Source organism: Caballeronia sp. LZ032, from assembly GCF_031451315.1.
Classification (GTDB): domain Bacteria; phylum Pseudomonadota; class Gammaproteobacteria; order Burkholderiales; family Burkholderiaceae; genus Caballeronia.
In genome coordinates this window covers 1,227,158-1,247,046 of sequence record NZ_JARUXP010000003.1, presented here as the reverse complement: position 1 = coordinate 1,247,046, position 19,889 = coordinate 1,227,158, and the positions used below count along the sequence as shown (strand labels likewise).

Here is a 19,889-nt window from a genome sequence, read left to right as displayed (position 1 = left end):
CGCTAACTCGCCGAAGCGTCCGGAACGAAATGCCGTAACAGCGGCGCAAGGATCGCGGAGTCCGTCGGTTTTGCGCAGAAAGCGTCGAAGCCCGCGTGCTTCGCGCGTTCGAGGTCGGACGCCGATGACGCCGCCGAGTGCGCGATCAATACGGTATCCGACGTGCTCGCGTTGGCCCGCAGTTGCGCGGCGACTTCCAGTCCCGACATATCCGGCATCCAGATGTCCAGCAGCACGATCTGCGGGCGCCATTGACCGATGGTGTCGATCGCACGGCGTCCGCTGTAGACGGCATTCGAATCGAATCCGCCGATGGCCAGCACCATGCTGATCGCGTCCGCGGTATCCGTGAAGTCGTCGACAACGAGCACGCGCGGGGCATCGAGCGCATCTTTTATCCGGCGCGTCCAGATGACGCATTGTGGGTTTGCTGCCTGGCCGTTCATGCTGCGTGGCGTCCTCATCGTACTGTCGGGCTGGAAAAACAATCTATCGTCCATGAGCGCATGGTTCGGACCTGATCCCGTCATCATGCAACCAGCGGGATGCGTGCGGTGAAACACGTGCCGTTCGCCTGCGACGAACACGCCTCGATCGTTCCCTTGTGTGCGTTGACGACCTGCTGACAGATATACAGCCCGAGACCCAGACCTTCGCCGGGCGTCTTGTTCGCCGCGCGCCAATACGGTTCGAACACTTTCGCGAGCGACTCCTCCGCGATGGAATCGCCTTGATTCGCTACCTCGATGACCAGATGGGTCGCATCCGTGATGGCCGACACGCGCACGGGCGCATCGGAGCTGCCGTGGGTCACGGCGTTGGCGAGCAGATTCGCGAGGAGTTGCTGCAGACGCGCCGGATCGCAATCGACGGGACGCTCGATGGCCAGTGTCGCGAAGATCTTCCGGTCTTCGTTGGCCTGCGTGATCTCGTTGACGACCGTCTGCAGGTACGGGCCGAGATTCTCCACCCGTTCCATACGCGCGGGAATGCCGTTGCCCAGCCGGCCGCGCGCGAAGTCCATGATGTCGTCGATGAGCTTCGACATGCGGGAAGCGCTCGACCTCAGGCGCTTTGCCACCGCGGTCATGTCGGGCGACTCCGCCTTGAGTTGCAGGTATTCCGCGCTCGCGCTGATCGCCGCCAGCGGACTGCGCAAGTCATGACCGAGCACCGCGATGAATTGCTCGCGGAGCTTCGAACTTTCGCGCTCGCTGGAAAGCAGCTTCTCGGTGGACCACTGCCGCTTGTCGCTGTCCAGTTGCAACGCGATGAGATTGGCGAAGACTTCGAACATGCGGACCACGCGCGGATCGGACACGTGCATGGGCCGGCTGTCGATTGCACAGAGATTGCCGAAGTACTCGCCGTCCGGCAGCACGATGGGCACGGAGATATAGCTGCGCAGCTTGTAGAGGGTCGGCGTGTGATGCCCGCCATAGCGGGTATCGGTGTCGAAATCGTCGACGATGATCGGGACACGAGCCTCACGGGACTCATGACACAGCGTCGTGTGAAGGTCGAGCTGGCCGCCGGGCTGCAAGCCGAAACTGATGTTGTCCTTCACCGCACAAGCGGTCCAGGTCAGGTCGCTGACTCGCGCAACGGCGGCGAAGCCCATGCCGGATTCACTGCAGATCATCTCGAGCATCGAAGGCACCGCATTGATGCGGGCCACCGCGCCAAGATCCCGCAGGATCAATTCTCTCGACTCGTGTTCCATTCGCTTGATGGTTGCTGTGGGTAAGGCTCGCAAGACAGCAGCGAACTGATGAGGTGCCCGGATGATGCCGCTCCGGCTGGCGCAATTGCAAGCAATACAACATGCCGGCAGCGGAAACACGGTCATCAAGCGCACGTTGTGCGCGGGCTAAGCGAATCCCATGCGCAAGGCAAGCGTTTTTTGTGCGATTTGTTGAGCGTCTTTCGTCTGCTTGTTGTGACGCGACAACGGTAAAACGTTTGGCGGCGGGCTAACATCGTCGGCACCTCATCGCTCATAAGAGGACATTCGTGAGCACGGGCCAAGACGATCTCGAAACATGGAAGCGCCGCCGCACCGCGGAACTGGCGTTCGAACTGGCCGATACCGGCCGCTATGAAAACTTCACCGACATCGCTTATGCGCTGCAATTCGAGCGCGGCATGTCGAGTGCGCAGGCCTTGATCGACGACCCCGAGATACGCCGCCAGCTCAACGCGCGTTGCGGCGACGCCAGGGAAAGACTCGCGCCGGTTCCCGAGCCTGAAGTGACGGCACCGGCGCCATCGAGCGAAACGCTCAGCGTCACGTCGAACGATCATGCGGAACTCCCGCAAGCAGCTGATTTCGCGCACGCGCCTTCGGTCCTGCGTCGAGCCATGCGATTCTGGCGCACAGGCGTCAAGCCCGTCGTGGCAAGCGATCTCGAATCGGCCGCCTCCTGAGCCTCATCGCGCGACAAAATCACTGAAGCAAGTGCGCTAACGCACGATAGCGGCCCTTTCGCGGCCGCTTTGCTCACGAAAGGCGGCTTCGCGCGCCTTTTCCATCCGTCAAAACCATTACACTTGAGGAAGTTGAACCATAAGCCCGGGTAAAGGCGTGAATTCGAATGCGCCGAACCCGGTGTTTGAACTTCGAGGAGGAAATGTTCGTGGCTAACGAAAAGATGCTCGCGCAAATGGCTGAGAAGAATGGTTTCATCGCCGCTCTGGATCAGAGCGGCGGTTCGACGCCGGGCGCGCTCAAGCAATATGGCATTCCGGAAGACGCCTATGACGGCGACGCCGAAATGTTCAAGCTGATGCACGAAATGCGGGTGCGCATCATGACGGCGCCTTCGTTCACGGGCCAGAAAGTGATCGGCGCCATTCTGTTCGAGCGCACGATGGACGGCGAAGCCGGCGGCAAGCCGGTGCCCACGTTCCTGTGGGAAGACCGCGGCATCGTGCCGTTCCTGAAGGTCGACAAGGGTCTGGAAGCGGAAGCGGACGGCGTGCAGGTGATGAAGCCGATCCCCGGTCTCGATGAACTGCTCGCGCGCGCGGCGAAGCTGGGTGTGTTCGGCACGAAGATGCGCTCGGTGATCCATCAGGCCGACGCAAAGGGCATCGCCGCTGTGTCGAAACAGCAGTTCGAAGTTGGCGCACAAATCATCAAGCATGGTCTCGTGCCGATCCTCGAACCCGAAGTCTCGATCAAGAGCCCGGACAAGAAGGGCGCGGAAAAGATCCTGCGCGACGAACTGCTCAAGGGTCTCGACGCACTGCCTGAATCCAGCCAGGTGATGATCAAGCTGACCATCCCGGACGAAGCGGACTTCTATCGTCCGCTGATCGAGCATCCGCGTGTCGTGCGTGTGGTGGCGCTGTCGGGCGGCTATACGCGTACCGACGCCTGCAAGAAGCTCGCGGAGAACCACGGCATGATCGCGAGTTTCTCGCGCGCGCTCATCAACGAGCTGAAGAAGTCGATGAGCGACAGCGAGTTCGACAAGACGCTCGAAGAGTCGATCAACGAGATCTACGACGCGTCCGTGCAGAAGGTCTGACGCTTCCCAGCTTCACCGCATCGCAGCGAGTCAGCTGCGATGCGTCGGCGGCGGCGTCTGCACCACGGGCGCCGCCGCCTGAAACAGCGCCTCGCGCGTGCCGTTCCTCGGCGGATAAATGCGCTCGCCGTTGATCGTGCGCTTCGTCTGCTTGGCCGCCTCGCCTTGCGAGACGAGCTGCCTGTCCCATCCCTCCGTATAGACCGCGCCCCACGGCCCGAGATCGCAGATGGTCGTGTACCAGTCGATCGACAGCGGCAACATCTCGACACCGAACAGATCGCACACGGCGTTGTGCCCGGCATAGCGTCCCATCGGCCGGCCATGCTGGCACGACATGACCGAAGGCCGTGTGCCGTCGATCAGCACGCGCGCGCAGTCGCCCGCCGCGAACACGCCGGGCACGCCTTCCGCGCGCAGGAAGGTATCGACGGGCACGCGGCCGAGCGGATCGAGCGTCACCGGTAGCTGCGCCGCCAGCGCATTCGCATGCATGCCGCCGCACCAGATGACCGTCGCGGTCTCGATGGTTTCGCGCGAGCCATCTTGCGTGAGCGTGACGCCCCGTTCATCGACTGATTCCAGCGACACACCCGGCCGCAACTCGACTTCCAGCGTGTTCAACGCGTTTTCGATGACCGGCTGCGCGCCGCCCATCGCCTGGGCGATTCGCGTCGAACGATCCGCGAGCACCACGCGTACGCGGCCGCGTTCGCCTTCCGTGACGATCTCGCGCAGCCGCGCAGGCAGTTCCGCCGCGAGTTCGATGCCCGTCAGACCCGCGCCGATCACCACCGCCGTGTAGCGGCCGGGCGTATCGGGCAGCGCGGGCAGCGTCAGCAGATGCGCCTGCAGACGGCACGCGCCGGCGTAGGTATCGACATCGAAGGAATGGTGGTCGAGGCCGGGAATCGGCGGGCGCACCAGCACGCTGCCCGCGGCCAGGATCAGCCGGTCGTAGTCGAGCGTCTCGGACGCGCCGTCATGCGCGACGGTTACGCGCCGGTTCGGGCTGTCGATGTCCGTCACCTTCGCCTGGATCAGGCGCACGCCCGCCGGACCGAGCACGGTATCGAGCGGGACGAGCGTGGGATCGAGCGGCTGCTCGTAGTTGCGCACCCGCACGCTGTGGAAGGGCGCCGGATTGACGATGGCCACTTCGGTCTCGCCGGCGACGGGGCCCATTTCATCGAGCTTGCGCGCGGCGGACAGCGCGCTCCACAGACCCGCGAAACCCGCGCCGATTACCAGGATGCGCTTCAAGGCGATTCTCCTGTCTAAACGATCGTTCGCACCAAAGGCCACCTTCGTTCTTCTTTATAGCCGATATGGAGCGCCGTCGCCCGGCTTCGCATGTGCCCGGATTAGTCGGTTTTTCGCCAAAAGTGATTTCGCAGATTAGGTATTTACCCTAGATGGAGCGATCCCTAAACTTGCCTCAACGGTCGCAAACGAAGCAGCAAGTCAGGCAAAGGCAGCGTGAGCGACAACCCAAAAACTCAAGGTACGGAGGAATGAATCATGAACAAGCTCATCGGTATTGCAGCGGTCGCTCTCGCCTTCGCCGCTCCGGTCGCATCTTTCGCGCAATCGAACCAACCCGTGACGCGCGCTGAAGTCCGCGCGCAGATCGTTCAACTGGAAAAGGCAGGCTACAACCCGGGCGTCGTCAACGACACCACGTATCCCGCCGACATCCAGGCAGCCGAAGCGCGTGTCGCAGCGCAAAGCGCCTACGGCGGTGTGGCGGACGGCGGCTCGCAATCGGGCGCACGTGTCACTGCGATTCAAAACGACGTGACGTCGACGTTCGCGCATCACTAAGCAAGCAGCCTCATCAAGCAACGCGCCCGCAACCATGCGGGCGCGTTTGCATTCAGGCGTTCGTAAATCAAAGCGGAAACCCGCCCGAAAAGGTCTCGCGCAAATACCCGATGAACAACGCGACGGCCCGCGGCACATGCGGCGAATAAGGCCGCACCACGAAAAGCTGATCCGCGAACGCGCCGACCGGACGCCATTCCGGCAGCAGCACCACCAGCTTGCCCGTCTGCACCGCCGCCTGCGCAGTGAAGTCCGGCAGCAACGCGATGCCCAGGTCATCGAGCGCGGCGTCGCGCAACACCTCGCTGTTATTGGCTTCGAACGGTCCGCTGACGGCCAGCGTGTGCGGCCCCGCCGAACTCTTGCGGCCGCCCTTGCGCTGAAACGACCAGATACTCGCAGACTGCGCGCGCGGATAGACGAGACAGTCGTGCGTGGCGAGATCGTTCGGCGTCTGCGGCGTGCCGCGCCGCTTGAGATAGGCGCGGGTGGCAACGATCACCGAATAGGTATCGCACAGTTTCCAGGCCACGTGCGTGTCGGGGACCTGCGCGCTATGACGCACCGCGAGATCGAAACCCTCGGTGGCGATGGAACTGAGCCGGTCGGCGGCTTCCAGCTGCACGCGCACTTCGGGATGCGCATGCAGGAACCCCGACATCTTCGGCACGAGTTGCTGGCGTGAAAACGCCATGGGCGCGGTCATCCGGATCAGCCCGCGCGCGACGCCCGCCATCTCCCTTACGCTCAGAAAGCTCGACGCGATGTGCTGATACTGCTCGCGCGTGTCGTCGACGAGCCGGCGGCCCGCCTCGGTGAAGCGCACGCTGCGCGTGGTGCGGGTGACGAGCGGCACGCCCGCCGCGCGCTCCAGTTCCGCGATGCGCTGGCTCATGGCCGCCTTCGAGACATTCAGGCGGGCGGCCGCCGCCGTGTAGCTGCCCTGTTCCGCGAGCACCGTGAGCCAGTGCAAATGGGTCCAGAGAGCCTCGATCTTTTGCTCTTCCATCTGCTCATTGTTTGCCAGAATAAACAATGAGTTCAATCATAGCGTCTTTGCGCGGAGCCCGATGCTTCCTACACTGTGACCATTGCCCAAACATTCAGTGAAGGAGACGAGATGCAAGCGTTCAACGATACCGCCGACGTGGTCCATTACATCCACGGTCAACGGACGAACGGCTCGGCCACGCGCACGCAGCCGGTCTTCAACCCCGCAACGGGCGAACGTCCGCGCAAGCTCGTGCTCGGCGAAGCCGCCGACGTGGACGCTGCGGTCGCCAGCGCGAAGCAGGCGTTCCCGGCCTGGCGCGACATGCCGCCCATCCGCCGCGCGCGCGTCATGCTCAAGTTCCTGGAGCTGATGAACAAGCATCGCGACGAACTCGCGGCCATCATCACCGCCGAGCACGGCAAGGTGTTCTCGGATGCGCAGGGCGAGGTGTCGCGCGGTATCGACGTGATCGAATTCGCCTGCGGCATTCCGCAACTGCTGAAGGGCGACTACACCGAACAGGTGTCCACCGGCATCGACAACTGGACCACGCGCCAACCGCTCGGCATCGTCGCGGGCATTACGCCGTTCAACTTCCCGTGCATGGTGCCGTGCTGGATGTTCCCGGTCGCCATCGCGGCAGGCAATGCGTTCATCCTGAAGCCGAGCGAGCGCGATCCGTCGGCGTCGCTGTTCATGGCCGAGCTGCTCAAGCAAGCCGGCTTGCCGGACGGCATCTTCAACGTCGTGCAGGGGGACAAGGTCGTCGTCGATGCGCTGCTCACGCACCCGCAAGTGAAGGCGATCAGCTTCGTCGGTTCGACGCCGATCGCCAACTACATCTACGAAACGGGCGCGAAGCACGGCAAGCGCGTGCAGGCGCTCGGCGGCGCGAAGAATCACATGGTCGTGATGCCGGATGCGGATCTCGACCAGGCTGTCGATGCTTTGATCGGCGCGGGCTACGGCTCGGCGGGCGAGCGCTGCATGGCCATTTCGGTGGCGGTGCTGGTGGGCGATGTCGCGGACAAGATCGTGCCGCGCCTCGCCGAGCGCGCGCAGCAGCTCAAGATCAAGAACGGCATGGAAGACGATGCCGAAATGGGCCCGATCGTCACGCGTCAGGCGCTGGAGCGCATCGAAGGCTATATCGCGATGGGCGTGGACGAAGGCGCGAAGCTGGTCGTCGATGGCCGGGGTTTCAAGGTTCCCGGCCATGAGGACGGCTTCTTCACGGGCGGCACGCTGTTCGACCACGTGACGCCGGAAATGCGCATCTACAAGGAAGAGATCTTCGGACCGGTGCTCGCCTGCGTGCGCGTGAAGGACTTCAGCGAAGCCGTGGATCTGGTCAACGAGCACGAGTTCGGCAATGGCGTGGCCTGCTACACGCGCGATGGCCACATTGCGCGCGAGTTCGGACGCCGCATCGAGGTGGGCATGGTGGGCATCAACGTGCCGATTCCGGTGCCGATGGCATGGCATGGTTTCGGCGGCTGGAAGCGCAGTCTGTTCGGCGACATGCACGCGTACGGCGAGGAAGGCGTGCGTTTCTACACGAAGCAGAAGTCGATCATGCAGCGCTGGCCCGAAAGCACCGAGAAGGGCGCCGAATTCGCGATGCCGACCGCGAAGTAAGGCATCGCTCGCCATTCCGATGGCACGCTTGCAAGCAACGCCCGCTTTCTCCTGACCGGACAAGCGGGTTTTTTTCGGCTTGAACCGGCGCATCTGTTCCGCGCAGTCACAAGTCAAATGCATGCGCGTCGATTGACTCGCGGGCCGCGCATGGCGAAGATGCAGCACAGTGAACCGGGACATAGTGTCCACCGACATGCAGCGGCAATTCGACGACCTTCTTCTTGGCAGCATCGAGCTGTTCTGCCTCGCGGCTGAACTCGGCAGTTTCACGCTGGCCGCGACGGCTGCGAGCGTCACGCCTGCTGCCGTGAGCCGTGCCGTCGCGCGGCTGGAAAAGCGCCTCGACGTGCGGCTGTTCGTGCGCACGACGCGCCAGATCCGCCTGACCGATGCCGGCCGCCGTTACTTCGAGCAATGCCGCGACGCGCTGAATCGTCTGGCCGAAGCCGAGCGCGAAGCCACCGGCCAGCAGACCACGCCCAAGGGCGTGTTGCGCATCAGCATGCCGACGCCTTACGGGCACTTCCGCATGCTGCCCATCCTTGCGGAATTCCGCGCGCGTTATCCCGATGTCACGGTGGAAGCGCATCTGAGCAACCGCAATATCGACTTCGCCGAGGAAGGCTTCGACCTCGCGATCCGTGGCCGCGCACCGCGCGACTCCAACCTCATCGCGCGCAAGCTCGAGGACGCGGAACTCGTGATCGTCGCTTCGCCCGCTTATCTGAAGCGGGCGGGTGTGCCGCATACCATCGAGGATCTGCGTCATCACGACTGCATCCAGTTCGAGATGCCGAGCACCGGCCGGTCCGTGCCGTGGCGCTTCATGCAGAACGGCGAGGCCGTGGAGATGGTGGTGGAAGCCGTCTATGGCACGTCCGGCGACGCGCTCGCGGGCATTCCGCTCGCGCTGCACGGCGCGGGATTGTTCCAGACCTACCGCTTCGCGGTGGCCGAGGAACTGCGCGCGGGCACGCTCGTCGAAGTGCTGCGCGAGGCCGGCGGAAGCAGCCGGCCATTCATCCTGCTTTATCCGCACGGCAGGCATCTGTCGTCGCGCGTGCGGGCGTTCGTCGACTTCGTCGTCGAGAAGCTCGGCACGCGCTGAATGCAACCTTCAAGGGACGATCAACATGAGCACGAACCCATTGACATCGCTACTCGGCATCCGGACGCCGATCATCCAGGCGCCGATGGCCGGCGTCAGTACGCCCGCGCTGGCCGCGGCGGTATCGGAAGCCGGCGGGCTGGGCTCGCTCGGCGTCGGCGCGATGAACGCGGAAGGCGCACGCAAGGTCATTCGCGAGACCCGTGCACTGACCGCCAGGCCCTTCAACGTCAATGTCTTTTGTCACGCGCCGTCCACCGCCCACGTGGCGGTGGAGAAGGCATGGACCGACTGGCTCGCGCCGGTGTTCGCGCAAAACGGCGCGACGCCGCCCCCCCCCCGGAGCGAGATCTACACGAGCTTTGTCGTCGATGAAGCGATGCTCCAGGTTTTCGTCGAAGAGAAGCCGGCAGTGGCGAGTTTCCATTTCGGGCTGCCGTCGCAGCGTGCGATCGACGCCTTGCGCGGCGCGGGCATCAAACTGATTGCATCCGCAACCAGTTTGCGGGAAGCCGAACAGGTGGCGAAGGCGGGCGTGGACGCCATCGTGGCGCAGGGCATCGAGGCAGGCGGGCATCGCGGCCTCTTCGATCCCGCCGGAGAAGACGACAAGCTCGGCGTGCTGGCGCTCACGCGTCTCCTCGTGCGCGCTTTCGACCTTCCCGTGATCGCCGCAGGCGGCATCATGGACGGCGCGGGCATCGCGGCGGCGCTGGCGCTGGGCGCGCAGGCGGCGCAACTCGGCACGGCCTTCGTGCCGTGCAAGGAGACGTCGATCGATGCGGGCTACCGGCGCGCCCTGCTGAGCGATGCGGCGCGCCGCACGACCTTCACCACCGCGATCTCGGGACGCGAGGCGCGCAGCCTCGTCAACCGCTTCACCGAACTTGGCCGCAGCGCGCAGGCGCCCGCGATTCCCGACTATCCGGTCACCTACGACGCCGGCAAGGCGCTGCATGCGGCCGCGAAGGCGCAGGGCGAGTTCGGCTATGGCGCGCAATGGGCGGGACAGGCGGCCGCGCTGGTGCGCGAACTGCCGGCAGCCGAACTGATGGCGCGGCTTGAAGAGGAGTTGCAGGAAAGCATCGCGGGCCTGCGTCAATATGAATCGCGCTGATCGCTGTAAAGCTTAGTCGAAACGCTTCGTTGGTCGAATGTGCTGTCGATGCTTCAATGATTCCGTCGCGCTGAACGCGGCTGCATCCGACAAACGCAACCCAACGGAGTGTCCCGATGTCCACGAGCCCCACACTCGCCGCCGAGGCCGCGCGCGAACCCGTCACGTCGAATGAACCGTTCCAGGTGCGTCCCATAGGCGGACGCATCGGTGCTGAAGTGCGCGGCGTGACGCTGTCCGCCGACCTCGACGATGCCGCCATCGGCGCCATCAACCAGGCGCTGCTACGACACAAGGTGCTGTTCTTCCGCGGCCAGTCGCATCTCGACGACGCCGCGCAGGAAGCCTTCGCCGCGCGCTTCGGCGAGACGGTGGCGCATCCGACGGTGCCTTCGCGCGCGGGCAGCAGCCGCTTGCTCGAGCTCGATTCGAAACACGGGACGCGCGCGAACTCCTGGCATACCGACGTGACCTTCGTCGATGCCTATCCGAAGATCTCCATCCTGCGCGGCGTGGTGATTCCGCCCGCCGGCGGCGACACGGTCTGGGCCAACACGGCGGCCGCCTACGACAACCTGCCGCCACCGCTGCGCGCGCTCGCCGACGCATTATGGGCGCTGCATTCCAACGCCTATGACTACGCCGCGACACGCAACGTGCCCGACACCGATTCCGAGCGCGCGTATCGCAGGCAGTTCACCTCGACGCTCTATGAGACCGAGCATCCGGTCGTGCGCGTGCATCCGGAGACAGGCGAACGCACGCTTGTGCTGGGTCACTTCGTGCAGCGCTTCATCGGCTTGTCGCAGCGCGATTCGGACCGGCTGGCCGAACTCTTTCACGATCACGTCACGCGTCTGGAGAACACCGTCCGCTGGCGCTGGACGCAAGGCGATGTCGCGATCTGGGACAACCGCGCGACCCAACATTACGCGGTGGCGGACTATGGCGACGCGCATCGCGTCGTGCGCCGCGCGACGGTTCATGGCGACGTGCCCGTGGGCATCGACGGACGCCGCAGCCGCATCGTCAAGCAGGAAACGCGCGCCGCCTGACGCGCTTCGCCTCGCGCCATCGCCGCGTCAACCCTTCTTCAGCCTGAGCAAGATGACCTCACGATTCAAGTTTGTCGCCTTCACGGCGATGCTGTTCGCCGTGTTCAACGGTTCTGCGCAAGCCGCCGATCCCGCCGTGGTCCGCATCGGCGTGGCGCAACAGGGCAGCGGCGATCCACCCACGTTCGGCGGTTCACCGGCCGCGACCGCGCAGTTGCAGCATCGCGTGGAAGATGCGTTGTCCGGGCAGGCCAAGGTTCAATGGCTGTTCTTCAAGGGCGCGGGGCCGGCCGTCAACGAGGCGCTCGCGAACCAGCAGATCGACTTCGCTTATCAAGGCGATCTGCCTTCAGTGCTGGGCCGCGCGAACGGCTTGAAGACGCATCTGCTGGTGGCGTCGAACGTGCGCACGGGCGTGTATCTGGCCGTGCCGCCGGATTCCGGCATCAAGAGCGTGAAGGACCTGAAAGGCAAGCGCGTCGGCCTGTTTCGCGGGACCAATCTGCAACTCGTGGCCGACAACGTCCTCAAGGAAAACGGCCTGAGCGAACGCGATCTGCGCGTCATCAATCTCGACACGGCTGCCGCACAGGCGGCGCTGGCGTCGAAGGGCGTCGATGCGGTGTTTCTCGACTACTCGCTGTTCAAGCTGCAGCGCCAGGGGCTGGCGAAGATCGTCTACGCATCGCGCGATGACGGCGTGCAGCTCACGCGGCAGGCGCACTTGCTGGTACTCGACGACTACGAGCAGAAGCACCCCGAGATCGTGCAGAAAGTGGTGACGGCGGTCGTGCAGGCGGCGCAATGGTCATCCGACGAGGCCAACCGCGATGCGCTCTTCACGCTGTGGGCGAAGAGCGGCGTGCCGACCGAATCATGGCAGGCGGAGTACGCGAAGCAGCCGTTGAAGGACCGCATGTCGCCGCTGATCGATCCGTTCCTGGTCGCGCGCTACCAGTCCGTCGCCGACGATGCGCTGCGCCTCAACCTGATCCGTCAGCCCGTGAGCGTGAATGGCTGGTTCGAGCCGAAGTATCTCGACCAGGCGTTGAAGTCGCTGAAGCTCGAAGGGTACTGGCCGCGTTTCGATGCGGCAGGCAAACCCACCGCTTGATGCTTCGAGGAGACCAGTCAATATGGCCCGTACCCTGACCCGTGTCGCGCTGCCCGCTCTGCGCGCGCACCGGACGCTTTCGATCGACGCGCTGCGTGCCGCCGGCTGGACCGCGTTGCCCTGGCTTCTGCCCGCGAGTTGCGCGCTGCTGTGGGTGCTCGGGTCGCACTACGGATGGATCTCGGCGCAAGTGCTGCCGCCGCCCGCGCTCGTCTTCGACACGCTGGCCGCGCTGGTGAAGAGCGGCGAGTTGTGGATGCATCTGTCCGCGAGCATGACGCGCGCGGCAGTCGGCTTCGGCGGCGGCGTCGTGCTCGGCGTGCTGCTGGGCGGCGCGCTCGGTCTGTCGCGCACGCTCGAAGCGTGGGTGCTGCCGAGCTTCAACGCCATCGTGCAGGTGCCGGTGCTCGGCTGGCTGCCGTTCCTGATGATCGTCGTCGGCATCGGCGAGCCGTTGAAGTATCTGTTGATCGGCCACGCGGCGCTCGTGCCGGTCACGCTCTCCACGCTGCAAGGCTTTCGCAACACGCCGCGCGGCTTGCGAGAAGTGGCCGCGGCGTATCGCTATACGCGCTGGCAAGTGATTGCGCGCGTCACGCTGCCCGCCGCGATTCCGGTGATCGGCACCGGCGTGCGGCTCGCGTTCACGAAGGCATGGCTGACGCTGGTGGTGGTGGAACTCGTCGCGTCGTCGGAAGGGCTCGGCTATCTGATCGTCTATGGACGGCAACTGTTTCAGCTCGATCTCGTGCTGGCTTCGGTGCTGATCGTCGGCGCGATCGGCTATGCGGCGGACCGGCTGCTCACTGCGTTCGAGCGCAGGCTCCAGCGCGGCCGCGCCCACTGAGGAGAAGAACATGTCCACGCTGGAACTGGAACAGGAACCGAGTGCGGTCAAGGGCTCATGGCGCGGCGCCGTGCTGCCGTTCGCGGGACTCGCGCTGTGGTGGTGGCTCGCGCGTCACGCACAGGCCGATCACGGCATCCTGGTCTCGCCGGCGCGCGTGTGGCAGACGGCCGTCGAGCAAACCCGCAGCGGCGCACTGATGCGTGCGCTCTCGGCCTCGCTGGCGCGCGAACTGACGGGCTTCGCCATCGGCGCGACGCTCGGACTCGTGCTCGGCGCGCTGCTCGGTGTGTCGAAGCTGGCGAATCGCGCCATCGCGCCGAGCTTCAACACGTTCAAGCAGGTCTCGCTGTTCGCGTGGATTCCGTTGATCTCCGTATGGTTCGGACTCGGCGATGTCGCGAAGGTCGTGTTCCTCTCGCTGGCGGCGCTGGTGCCGGTCGTCGTGCACACCAGCGACGGCATTCGCGCCGTGTCTCCAATGTATCTCGACGTGGCGCGCGCCTATCGCTATAACCGATTGCAGACGCTGGCGTTCGTCGTGCTGCCCGCCGCCTTGCCGTCCATTTTCACGGGCGTCTATCTCGCGCTCATCTATTCGTGGCTCGCGACGCTCGGCGCGGAATATCTGCTCGTGGCGGGCAGCGGCATCGGCAATCTGCTCGTGGACGGCAGCGAACAGTTCCGCATGGATCTCGTCGTGTTCGGCGTGATCGTGGTGGGAATCACGGGATGGGCGTTGAACGCCCTTGCGCGCGGCGTGCAGCGCCGCTGGTTCGGCGCGGCGCGTGCGGTTTGAGGAGAATGAACATGGCAAGCCTGATCGAACAGGAAAGCGGCCTGACGCTGCGGCACGTGAGCAAGCGCTTCAACGACGACACCGCGCCGCCGGTGCTGGATCGCATCGAGCTGTCGATTGCGAGCGGCGAGTTCGTGAGCATCGTCGGCGCCAGCGGCTGCGGAAAGTCGACGCTGCTGCGCCTCATCGCCGGGCTCGATCCCGCGCATGACGGCGAAATCGAGTTTGACGGAGAACGCGTCGTCACGACGGATCTGTCACGCGGCATCGTGTTCCAGGATCATCGGCTGTTTCCCTGGCTGAATGTCGCGCAGAACGTGGCGGTAGCGCTGCGCAATGCACCCCTTACACGGGTGGAGAAGGCGCGTGCGGTTGCGGAGCATGTCGCGCTCGTCGGACTCGAAGGATTTGAGCGGCACTATCCGCATCAGTTGTCGGGCGGCATGGCGCAGCGTGTGGCGATTGCGCGCGGGCTCGTCAACCGGCCGCGCTTGCTGTTGCTCGACGAACCCTTCGGCGCGCTCGACGCGCTCACGCGTTCGCGTCTGCAAGCCGAATTGCAGCGCATCTGGGCGCGTGAACGTATCACGATGGTTCTGGTGACGCACGATGTCGAAGAAGCCGTGCTGCTGTCGGACCGTATCGTCGTGATGGAGGCGCGGCCGGGACGCATCGGCGACGTGATCGATGTCACGCTGCCGAGGCCGCGCAAGCCGGGCGATCAGGGCGTCGGCAGGCTGCGCGACGAGATCGTCGGCCGGTTCTTCACGGATGGCGTCTAGAGCCTAAAGCTGCGCTTCGATCGCGGCCTTGTCGATCACCGACCAGACCTCGGCAATCTTGCCGTCGCGGAACGTATAGAAGACGTTCTCGCAGAACGTCACGCGGCGGCCGTCGAACTTCAGGCCCATGAAGTCCGCTCGCGGCGAACAGTCGAAGCGCAGACGGCTGGCGATGCGCGGCGGTTCCGCCACCAGCAACTCGATGTTGAAGCGCAGGTCGGGAATATCGCGGAAGTCCTGCTCCAGCATCCGCCGATAACCCGCCAGGCCGAACGCACGGCCGTTGTGTTGTGCGGTTTGATCGACGAAGTTGCCGAGATGGTCCCAGTCCTGTGCATTCAGACAGTCGATATACGCGCGATAGAGTGCCGAGAGTTCGTCCGGTGTCATGGTGTCGGTGTGTGCGTGAGGATCACGCCGAAGCATAAACCCATGGACGCCGCGCGCGGTCGGCGCGTTGAAACTCGGCGACGCGCGTTTCCCGCGCCACGGCCTGATCGACATCGTCCTGGCCGTTCAGCAACGCGACGCGCTGCGATTCGGGCAGGCTGAACGAAAACGGTTCGAGCCCCGGAACACGCACCTGACAGGCTTGCAGATCCACCGTCAGCAACTCGCCGCGCGCCGCGACCGGCATGATCGTGGCAATCTCTTCGGGCGCGAGCCGCACGGGCAGCACGCCGTTCTGGAAGCAGTTGTTGTAGAAGATGTCGCCGTAGCTCGACGCGATCACGCAGCGTATGCCGAACTCGTCGAGCGCCCACACGGCCATTTCGCGCGAACTGCCGCAGCCGAAATTCTTGCCGGTCACGACAATGCGCGCCTCGCGAAACGGCGGCTGGTTCAGCACGAAATCCGGGTTCTCGGTGCCGTCCGGCCGATAGCGCAGCGTCTCGAACGCCCAAGGCTGGAACTCGCCGCGCTTCAGTTGCGAGATGCGCTCGATCCGCACGATCAGGTCCGTATCGACATCATCGCGGTCGATCACCGCGGCATGTCCCGTGCACACGTCGAAGGCTTTCATGCGGCTCCCTGGATTTCGCCTGCAAGCGCCGAAGCGGCGGCGGTGGCCGGGTTGGCGAGATGGGTCATCACGCCCGGTCCCTGCCGTCCGACGAAGTTGCGGTTCGACGTGGACACGCAGCGTTCGCCGCTGGCGCCGAGATCGCCGTTGGCGCCGACGCACATCGAGCAGCCCGGCTCGCGCCATTCGAAGCCCGCGTCGCGGAAAATCTGGTCGAGTCCCTCGCGTTCGGCCTGTTCGCGCACCGGCAGCGAACCCGGCACGACCCACGCGTTCACGTGCTTCGCCACGCGCGCACCGCGCACCACTTGCGCAGCGGCGCGCAGATCGGAGATGCGGCTGTTCGCACACGAGCCGATGAACACCCGGTCGATACGCGTGCCCTCCATGCGCTGCAAGGGCTTGAGCTTCATGTAGCCAAGCGCGGCTTCCGATTGCGCGCGCCGTTGCGGGTTCGGTTCGGCGGCGGGATCGGGCACATAGCCGTCGATGCACACCACCTGCTCGGGCGTCGTGCCCCAGGTGATCTGCGCATCGATGCCTTCGATATCGACGTCCACGTCCTTGTCGAAGATCGCGTCGGCGTCGGTTGCCAGTTGACGCCAGGCGGCGACGGCGGTGTCGAATGCATCGCCCTGCGGCGCGAAGGGACGGCCGCGCAGATAGTCGAAGGTGACGTCGTCGGGCGCGATCATGCCGAGACGCGCGCCCATTTCAATCGCGAGATTGCAGAGCGTCATGCGCGCTTCCATGTCGAAGCCGCGCACTGCGTCGCCGGCGAATTCGAGCGCGTGACCCACCGCGCCCGCCACGCCCAGCTTGCCGATCACATGCAGGATGACGTCCTTGGCCGTCGCGCGCCGTGCGGGCCTGCCGCGCAGCGTGACGCGCATGCGTGCGGGCTTGCGCTGGCGCAAGGTCTGGCTCGCCAGCACCTGCACCTGTTCCGACAAGCCGATGCCCCAGCCCATCGCACCAAATGCGCCATGCGTGCAGGTATGGCTGTCGCCGCAGACGAGCGTGGTGCCGGGCAACGTCAAGCCTTGTTCCGGCGCAATGACGTGGACGATGCCCTGGCGCGCGTCGTCCAGATCGAAGCGCTCGATCTTCAAACGCTGTGTCTGCTCGCGGAACGCCTCGACCATTTCGGTGGCCCACGGCTGGTCGCCGGCACGGCGTCCCGGCGCGCTCGATATCACGTGATCCGGCGTCGCGAAGGTCAGCTTCGCGTCGCGCACGCCGAGCCCGCGCCGCTCCAGTACGCGGATCGCTTCGACGGCGGTCAGTTCATGCAGCAGATGGCGATCGATATGCAGGACTGTGGTGCCGTCGCTCAATTCCTCGACGACGTGCGCATTCCAGACCTTGTCGAACATCGTTTGCGCGCTCATTCTTCGCCATCCTGATGAGTTGTTATGTGGGATGTCATGGTTGTCTCCTCCTCCTTCAGACTGCGATCTCAGCTCAGCGGCGCACCCAGGCCCGCGAGCGCGGGCAGTTGCAGGATCAGGTCGGCGGAATGCCAGAGATGGCGCTTCATGGCCTGATAGGCCATGTCCGCATTGCCCGCGAGGATGCCCTCGGCGATGTCCTCATGTTCCGCGAGCGCGTTCTTCATCATCTGCGCGCTGCCGATCTGCTGGCGCAACTGGATCATGAAAACCGGCAGCTGATATTTGTCGATCAGTTCGCCCAGTTGCGGATTGCCGCACATGTGCACGATTTCCTGATGGAACGCCCGGTTGTCGACGATGAAACGCTGGAAGTCCGGCCGGTCGTTGTGCACGCGGCCCTGCTCCAGCACCGCGACCAGGCGCGCGCGGTTGTCGCCGACATCGATGTTCTGCGCCGCCACGCGGGCCGCATAGCCTTCCAGCGCCTCGCGAATCTGATAGACGTGCGCTACTTCCGCCGCCGACAGACTGCGCACCACCGCGCCGCGATTCGGCACGACATCGATCAGACCGTCCGCTTCCAGCCGGCGGAACGCTTCACGCAGCGAACCACGGCTGATGCCGAGCTGCTCGACGATGTCGCGTGAAATCAGCCGCTGGCCCGGCACGAGCCGGCCTTCGAGGATGCGGCTTTTCAGTTCGGCCGCGATGCGCTCGACGGTTTCGCCCGAGCGGCCGGCACTTTCGATGTCGGCTTCGGCAGCGGCGGGAAGGGGGATATGAGGGAAGTCCATGAGCGGATTGTCCAACAGTTTCCGTTGACGCGCCATACGTTTTAACATTTAATTCAAACAAAAGTGTTCGACACTTTGATCCACAACACTACAAATTCGGAGACAACATGAAGGGTTTGATGCGCTTGGGCGCGGTGGCGCTGGCGGTATCGGGGTGGATGTGCGCGGCGGGCGCGTATGCGGCGGACGTGGTGCGTATCGGCGGGACGAGCAATTACGGGCCGGTGCTGCCCGTGATGGCCGCCCAGGAGCTCAAGCTGTTCGACAAGGTCGGCGTGCAGACGCAGTTCACCGGCTTTCCCGGCGGCGCGGCCTGCATGGAGGCGCTGGCCGCCAACGAAGTGGATATCGTCAATTTCTTTCCGCCGGGCCTCGCGCTGGCGAAGAAGCGCGGCGTGAAGGCGACCATCGTCGGTGCGGATTCGCTGACGCCGCGCGGCTGGGACGTGATCGTCAAGAAGGATTCGCCGCTCAAGACCGTCAAGGATCTCGCGGGCAAGAAGGTGGGCATCTCGGCCACCGGCTCGACGACCGACTTCTTCGGACTGTGGGCGGCCAACGAAGCGGGCGCGCCGGTGAACCGCATTCCGGTGGGCGGTCCGGGCATGGTGCCGAACCTGCTGTCGGGCAACGTGGATGCGATCGTCGCGTATCCGCCGCTCAGCTACAAGGTGTTGCAGGCGGGCACGGGCCGCAGTCTGGTCGATTTCGGCAAGGCCATGCCGGCCAACGTGCCCGACGTGTGGATGGCCTCCGACGACATCCTCGCGAAGAATCCCGACGGCGTGAAGAAGACGCTGATCGCGCTGTACAGCGCGGTGGTCTACATGCAGGCGCACCCCGAGTGGACGATTGCGTTCATCCAGAAGCAGACCGGCCTGCCGCCGGAAATCGCCAAGCTGGAATACGACAACACCATCAAGGGCCTCTCGCCTGACGGTTCGATCAAGGCCGAATGGGTCGAGGAATCGCTCAAGCTCGCGAAGCTCGCCGGCATGAACGACACGCCGCCCGCGAAGGACCTGTTCACCACGCGCTTCGTGCCGGTGAAGACGGTGACGCCATGAGCCCCTGGGCACGACGTCTCACGCAGGCGGCGATCATCGCGGGCTTCGTGCTCGCGTGGCATTTGACGGTGGCGGGCCGCTTCGTCGATCCGATGCTGCTTCCCGGGCCCGCCGAAGTCTTCGCGCGCATGATCCATCTGCTCGGCGATGCGCAATCGCTGCATCACCTCGGCGTGACGCTCGGCGAGGTGATGCTGGCGGTGGTGCTGGTCACGCCGGTGGGCATCGCGCTGGGCCTGTTCCTCGGCGAGAACGCGTACTGGGGCGCGGCCTTCCGGCCGCTGTTCTACTTCATGTCGAGCGTGCCGAAGTCGGTGTTCCTGCCGGTCTTCATTCTCGCGCTCGGCATGGGCTTCTCGCAGAAGGTGGCGTTCGGCATGTTCCAGGCGATCTTCGTGCTGGTGGTCGCGGCCATCGCGGCGGCGCAGAGCGTGCCGGTGGACTACGTGCGCACGGCCCGTTCGTTCGGCGCGACGCGTGCGCAGATCTATCGCCATGTGTATCTGCCCGCGATGCTCCCGGTGATTCTCGAAGGCCTGCGCCTCGGCATGATCTTCAACATCACCGGCGTGCTGTTCGCGGAGATGTACGTGTCGCGCGCCGGGCTGGGCTACCTGATCGCCAACTGGGGCATGAACTTCGACATCGTCAGCCTGCTGGCGGGCATCGTCCTCGCGAGCCTCGTGTCGATCATGGTGAACGAAGCACTGCGCTGGTACGAGCATCGGGTCGGCGCCTGGCGCGGCTGACGCGCGGCTCAGGAAATCCGCACAACCCCACGACCACACACAATTCG

21 protein-coding genes are annotated in these 19,889 nt (G+C 64.7%); 13 read left to right on the top strand and 8 right to left on the bottom strand.

Annotation, left to right across the window (positions count from 1 at the left end):
- Positions 1 to 2: 2 nt before the first annotated feature.
- Both QCE69_RS27085 and QCE69_RS27080 read right to left on the bottom strand, forming a co-directional pair.
- Positions 3 to 464 carry a response regulator gene (locus QCE69_RS27085; RefSeq protein ID WP_309933979.1) on the bottom strand — a complete coding sequence of 154 codons (462 nt, stop codon included), beginning with the start codon at positions 462 to 464 and terminating at the stop codon, positions 3 to 5.
- Between the two features lie 65 nt (positions 465 to 529).
- Positions 530 to 1,702 carry a GAF domain-containing sensor histidine kinase gene (locus QCE69_RS27080; protein ID WP_309933977.1) on the bottom strand — a complete coding sequence of 391 codons (1,173 nt, stop codon included), beginning with the start codon at positions 1,700 to 1,702 and terminating at the stop codon, positions 530 to 532.
- 311 nt (positions 1,703 to 2,013) lie between these two features.
- Between QCE69_RS27080 and QCE69_RS27075 the strand changes: the two genes are divergently transcribed.
- Both QCE69_RS27075 and QCE69_RS27070 read left to right on the top strand, forming a co-directional pair.
- Entirely contained in the window at positions 2,014 to 2,427 is a 414-nt protein-coding gene (locus tag QCE69_RS27075; protein ID WP_309933973.1) for a hypothetical protein, read from the top strand.
- 203 nt (positions 2,428 to 2,630) lie between these two features.
- Positions 2,631 to 3,533, top strand: a complete 903-nt coding sequence (locus tag QCE69_RS27070) for a fructose bisphosphate aldolase (RefSeq protein ID WP_404987443.1) — start codon at positions 2,631 to 2,633, stop codon at positions 3,531 to 3,533.
- A 30-nt stretch (positions 3,534 to 3,563) separates the two neighbouring features.
- Here the strand turns inward: QCE69_RS27070 and QCE69_RS27065 are convergent, their stop codons facing one another.
- On the bottom strand, positions 3,564 to 4,796 hold the full coding sequence (locus QCE69_RS27065; RefSeq protein WP_309933972.1) for an FAD-dependent oxidoreductase: 1,233 nt from the start codon (positions 4,794 to 4,796) through the stop codon (positions 3,564 to 3,566).
- A 258-nt stretch (positions 4,797 to 5,054) separates the two neighbouring features.
- Between QCE69_RS27065 and QCE69_RS27060 the strand changes: the two genes are divergently transcribed.
- Positions 5,055 to 5,357, top strand: coding sequence for a DUF4148 domain-containing protein (locus QCE69_RS27060; protein WP_309924980.1), 303 nt, complete (start codon positions 5,055 to 5,057; stop codon positions 5,355 to 5,357).
- 67 nt (positions 5,358 to 5,424) lie between these two features.
- Here QCE69_RS27060 and QCE69_RS27055 read toward each other — a convergent pair whose 3' ends face one another.
- The gene (locus QCE69_RS27055; protein ID WP_309924979.1) at positions 5,425 to 6,366 is read right to left on the bottom strand and encodes a LysR family transcriptional regulator; all 942 of its coding nucleotides are present in this window, start codon (positions 6,364 to 6,366) and stop codon (positions 5,425 to 5,427) included.
- A gap of 111 nt (positions 6,367 to 6,477) precedes the next feature.
- Here QCE69_RS27055 and QCE69_RS27050 point away from each other — a divergent pair, with 111 nt between their 5' ends.
- From QCE69_RS27050 to QCE69_RS27015, 8 genes are all read left to right on the top strand, one after another.
- Positions 6,478 to 7,989 (top strand): CoA-acylating methylmalonate-semialdehyde dehydrogenase, encoded by a 1,512-nt coding sequence (locus QCE69_RS27050; protein ID WP_309817720.1) that lies wholly within the window; start codon positions 6,478 to 6,480, stop codon positions 7,987 to 7,989.
- A 196-nt stretch (positions 7,990 to 8,185) separates the two neighbouring features.
- The gene (locus QCE69_RS27045) at positions 8,186 to 9,100 is read left to right on the top strand and encodes a LysR family transcriptional regulator (protein ID WP_309925322.1); all 915 of its coding nucleotides are present in this window, start codon (positions 8,186 to 8,188) and stop codon (positions 9,098 to 9,100) included.
- Between the two features lie 25 nt (positions 9,101 to 9,125).
- Positions 9,126 to 10,217: a nitronate monooxygenase gene (locus QCE69_RS27040; protein WP_309933970.1), complete on the top strand. Its 1,092-nt coding sequence runs from the start codon at positions 9,126 to 9,128 to the stop codon at positions 10,215 to 10,217.
- Positions 10,218 to 10,333: 116 nt separating this feature from the next.
- Positions 10,334 to 11,272, top strand: coding sequence for a TauD/TfdA family dioxygenase (locus QCE69_RS27035; protein ID WP_309933967.1), 939 nt, complete (start codon positions 10,334 to 10,336; stop codon positions 11,270 to 11,272).
- A gap of 88 nt (positions 11,273 to 11,360) precedes the next feature.
- Entirely contained in the window at positions 11,361 to 12,386 is a 1,026-nt protein-coding gene (locus QCE69_RS27030; RefSeq protein ID WP_409021241.1) for an ABC transporter substrate-binding protein, read from the top strand.
- Positions 12,387 to 12,408: 22 nt separating this feature from the next.
- The gene (locus QCE69_RS27025) at positions 12,409 to 13,233 is read left to right on the top strand and encodes an ABC transporter permease (RefSeq protein ID WP_309933961.1); all 825 of its coding nucleotides are present in this window, start codon (positions 12,409 to 12,411) and stop codon (positions 13,231 to 13,233) included.
- A gap of 10 nt (positions 13,234 to 13,243) precedes the next feature.
- On the top strand, positions 13,244 to 14,032 hold the full coding sequence (locus tag QCE69_RS27020) for an ABC transporter permease (RefSeq protein ID WP_309933959.1): 789 nt from the start codon (positions 13,244 to 13,246) through the stop codon (positions 14,030 to 14,032).
- Between the two features lie 11 nt (positions 14,033 to 14,043).
- Complete coding sequence (locus QCE69_RS27015; protein ID WP_309924973.1) at positions 14,044 to 14,814, top strand: ABC transporter ATP-binding protein; 771 nt, start codon at positions 14,044 to 14,046, stop codon at positions 14,812 to 14,814.
- A gap of 3 nt (positions 14,815 to 14,817) precedes the next feature.
- On the opposite strand, the gene QCE69_RS27010 is transcribed toward QCE69_RS27015, so the two are convergent.
- The 4 genes from QCE69_RS27010 to QCE69_RS26995 all read right to left on the bottom strand — a co-directional run bounded on the left by QCE69_RS27010 (position 14,818) and on the right by QCE69_RS26995 (position 18,026).
- On the bottom strand, positions 14,818 to 15,204 hold the full coding sequence (locus tag QCE69_RS27010) for an ester cyclase (protein ID WP_309924972.1): 387 nt from the start codon (positions 15,202 to 15,204) through the stop codon (positions 14,818 to 14,820).
- A 22-nt stretch (positions 15,205 to 15,226) separates the two neighbouring features.
- The gene (leuD, locus tag QCE69_RS27005; RefSeq protein WP_309924971.1) at positions 15,227 to 15,838 is read right to left on the bottom strand and encodes a 3-isopropylmalate dehydratase small subunit; all 612 of its coding nucleotides are present in this window, start codon (positions 15,836 to 15,838) and stop codon (positions 15,227 to 15,229) included.
- Positions 15,835 to 17,229, bottom strand: coding sequence for a 3-isopropylmalate dehydratase large subunit (gene leuC, locus QCE69_RS27000; RefSeq protein ID WP_309933957.1), 1,395 nt, complete (start codon positions 17,227 to 17,229; stop codon positions 15,835 to 15,837). Before leuC ends, leuD begins: the two co-directional genes overlap by 4 nt.
- Positions 17,230 to 17,297: 68 nt before the next feature.
- A complete protein-coding gene (locus QCE69_RS26995; RefSeq protein WP_309924969.1) occupies positions 17,298 to 18,026 on the bottom strand; it encodes a GntR family transcriptional regulator in 729 nt (242 codons plus the stop codon).
- Between the two features lie 107 nt (positions 18,027 to 18,133).
- On the opposite strand from QCE69_RS26995, the gene QCE69_RS26990 reads away from it, so the two are divergent.
- Together QCE69_RS26990 and QCE69_RS26985 are read left to right on the top strand one after the other, a co-directional pair.
- Positions 18,134 to 19,093, top strand: coding sequence for an ABC transporter substrate-binding protein (locus tag QCE69_RS26990; RefSeq protein WP_309924968.1), 960 nt, complete (start codon positions 18,134 to 18,136; stop codon positions 19,091 to 19,093).
- Complete coding sequence (locus QCE69_RS26985) at positions 19,090 to 19,842, top strand: ABC transporter permease (RefSeq protein WP_309924967.1); 753 nt, start codon at positions 19,090 to 19,092, stop codon at positions 19,840 to 19,842. Before QCE69_RS26990 ends, QCE69_RS26985 begins: the two co-directional genes overlap by 4 nt.
- Positions 19,843 to 19,889 lie beyond the last annotated feature (47 nt).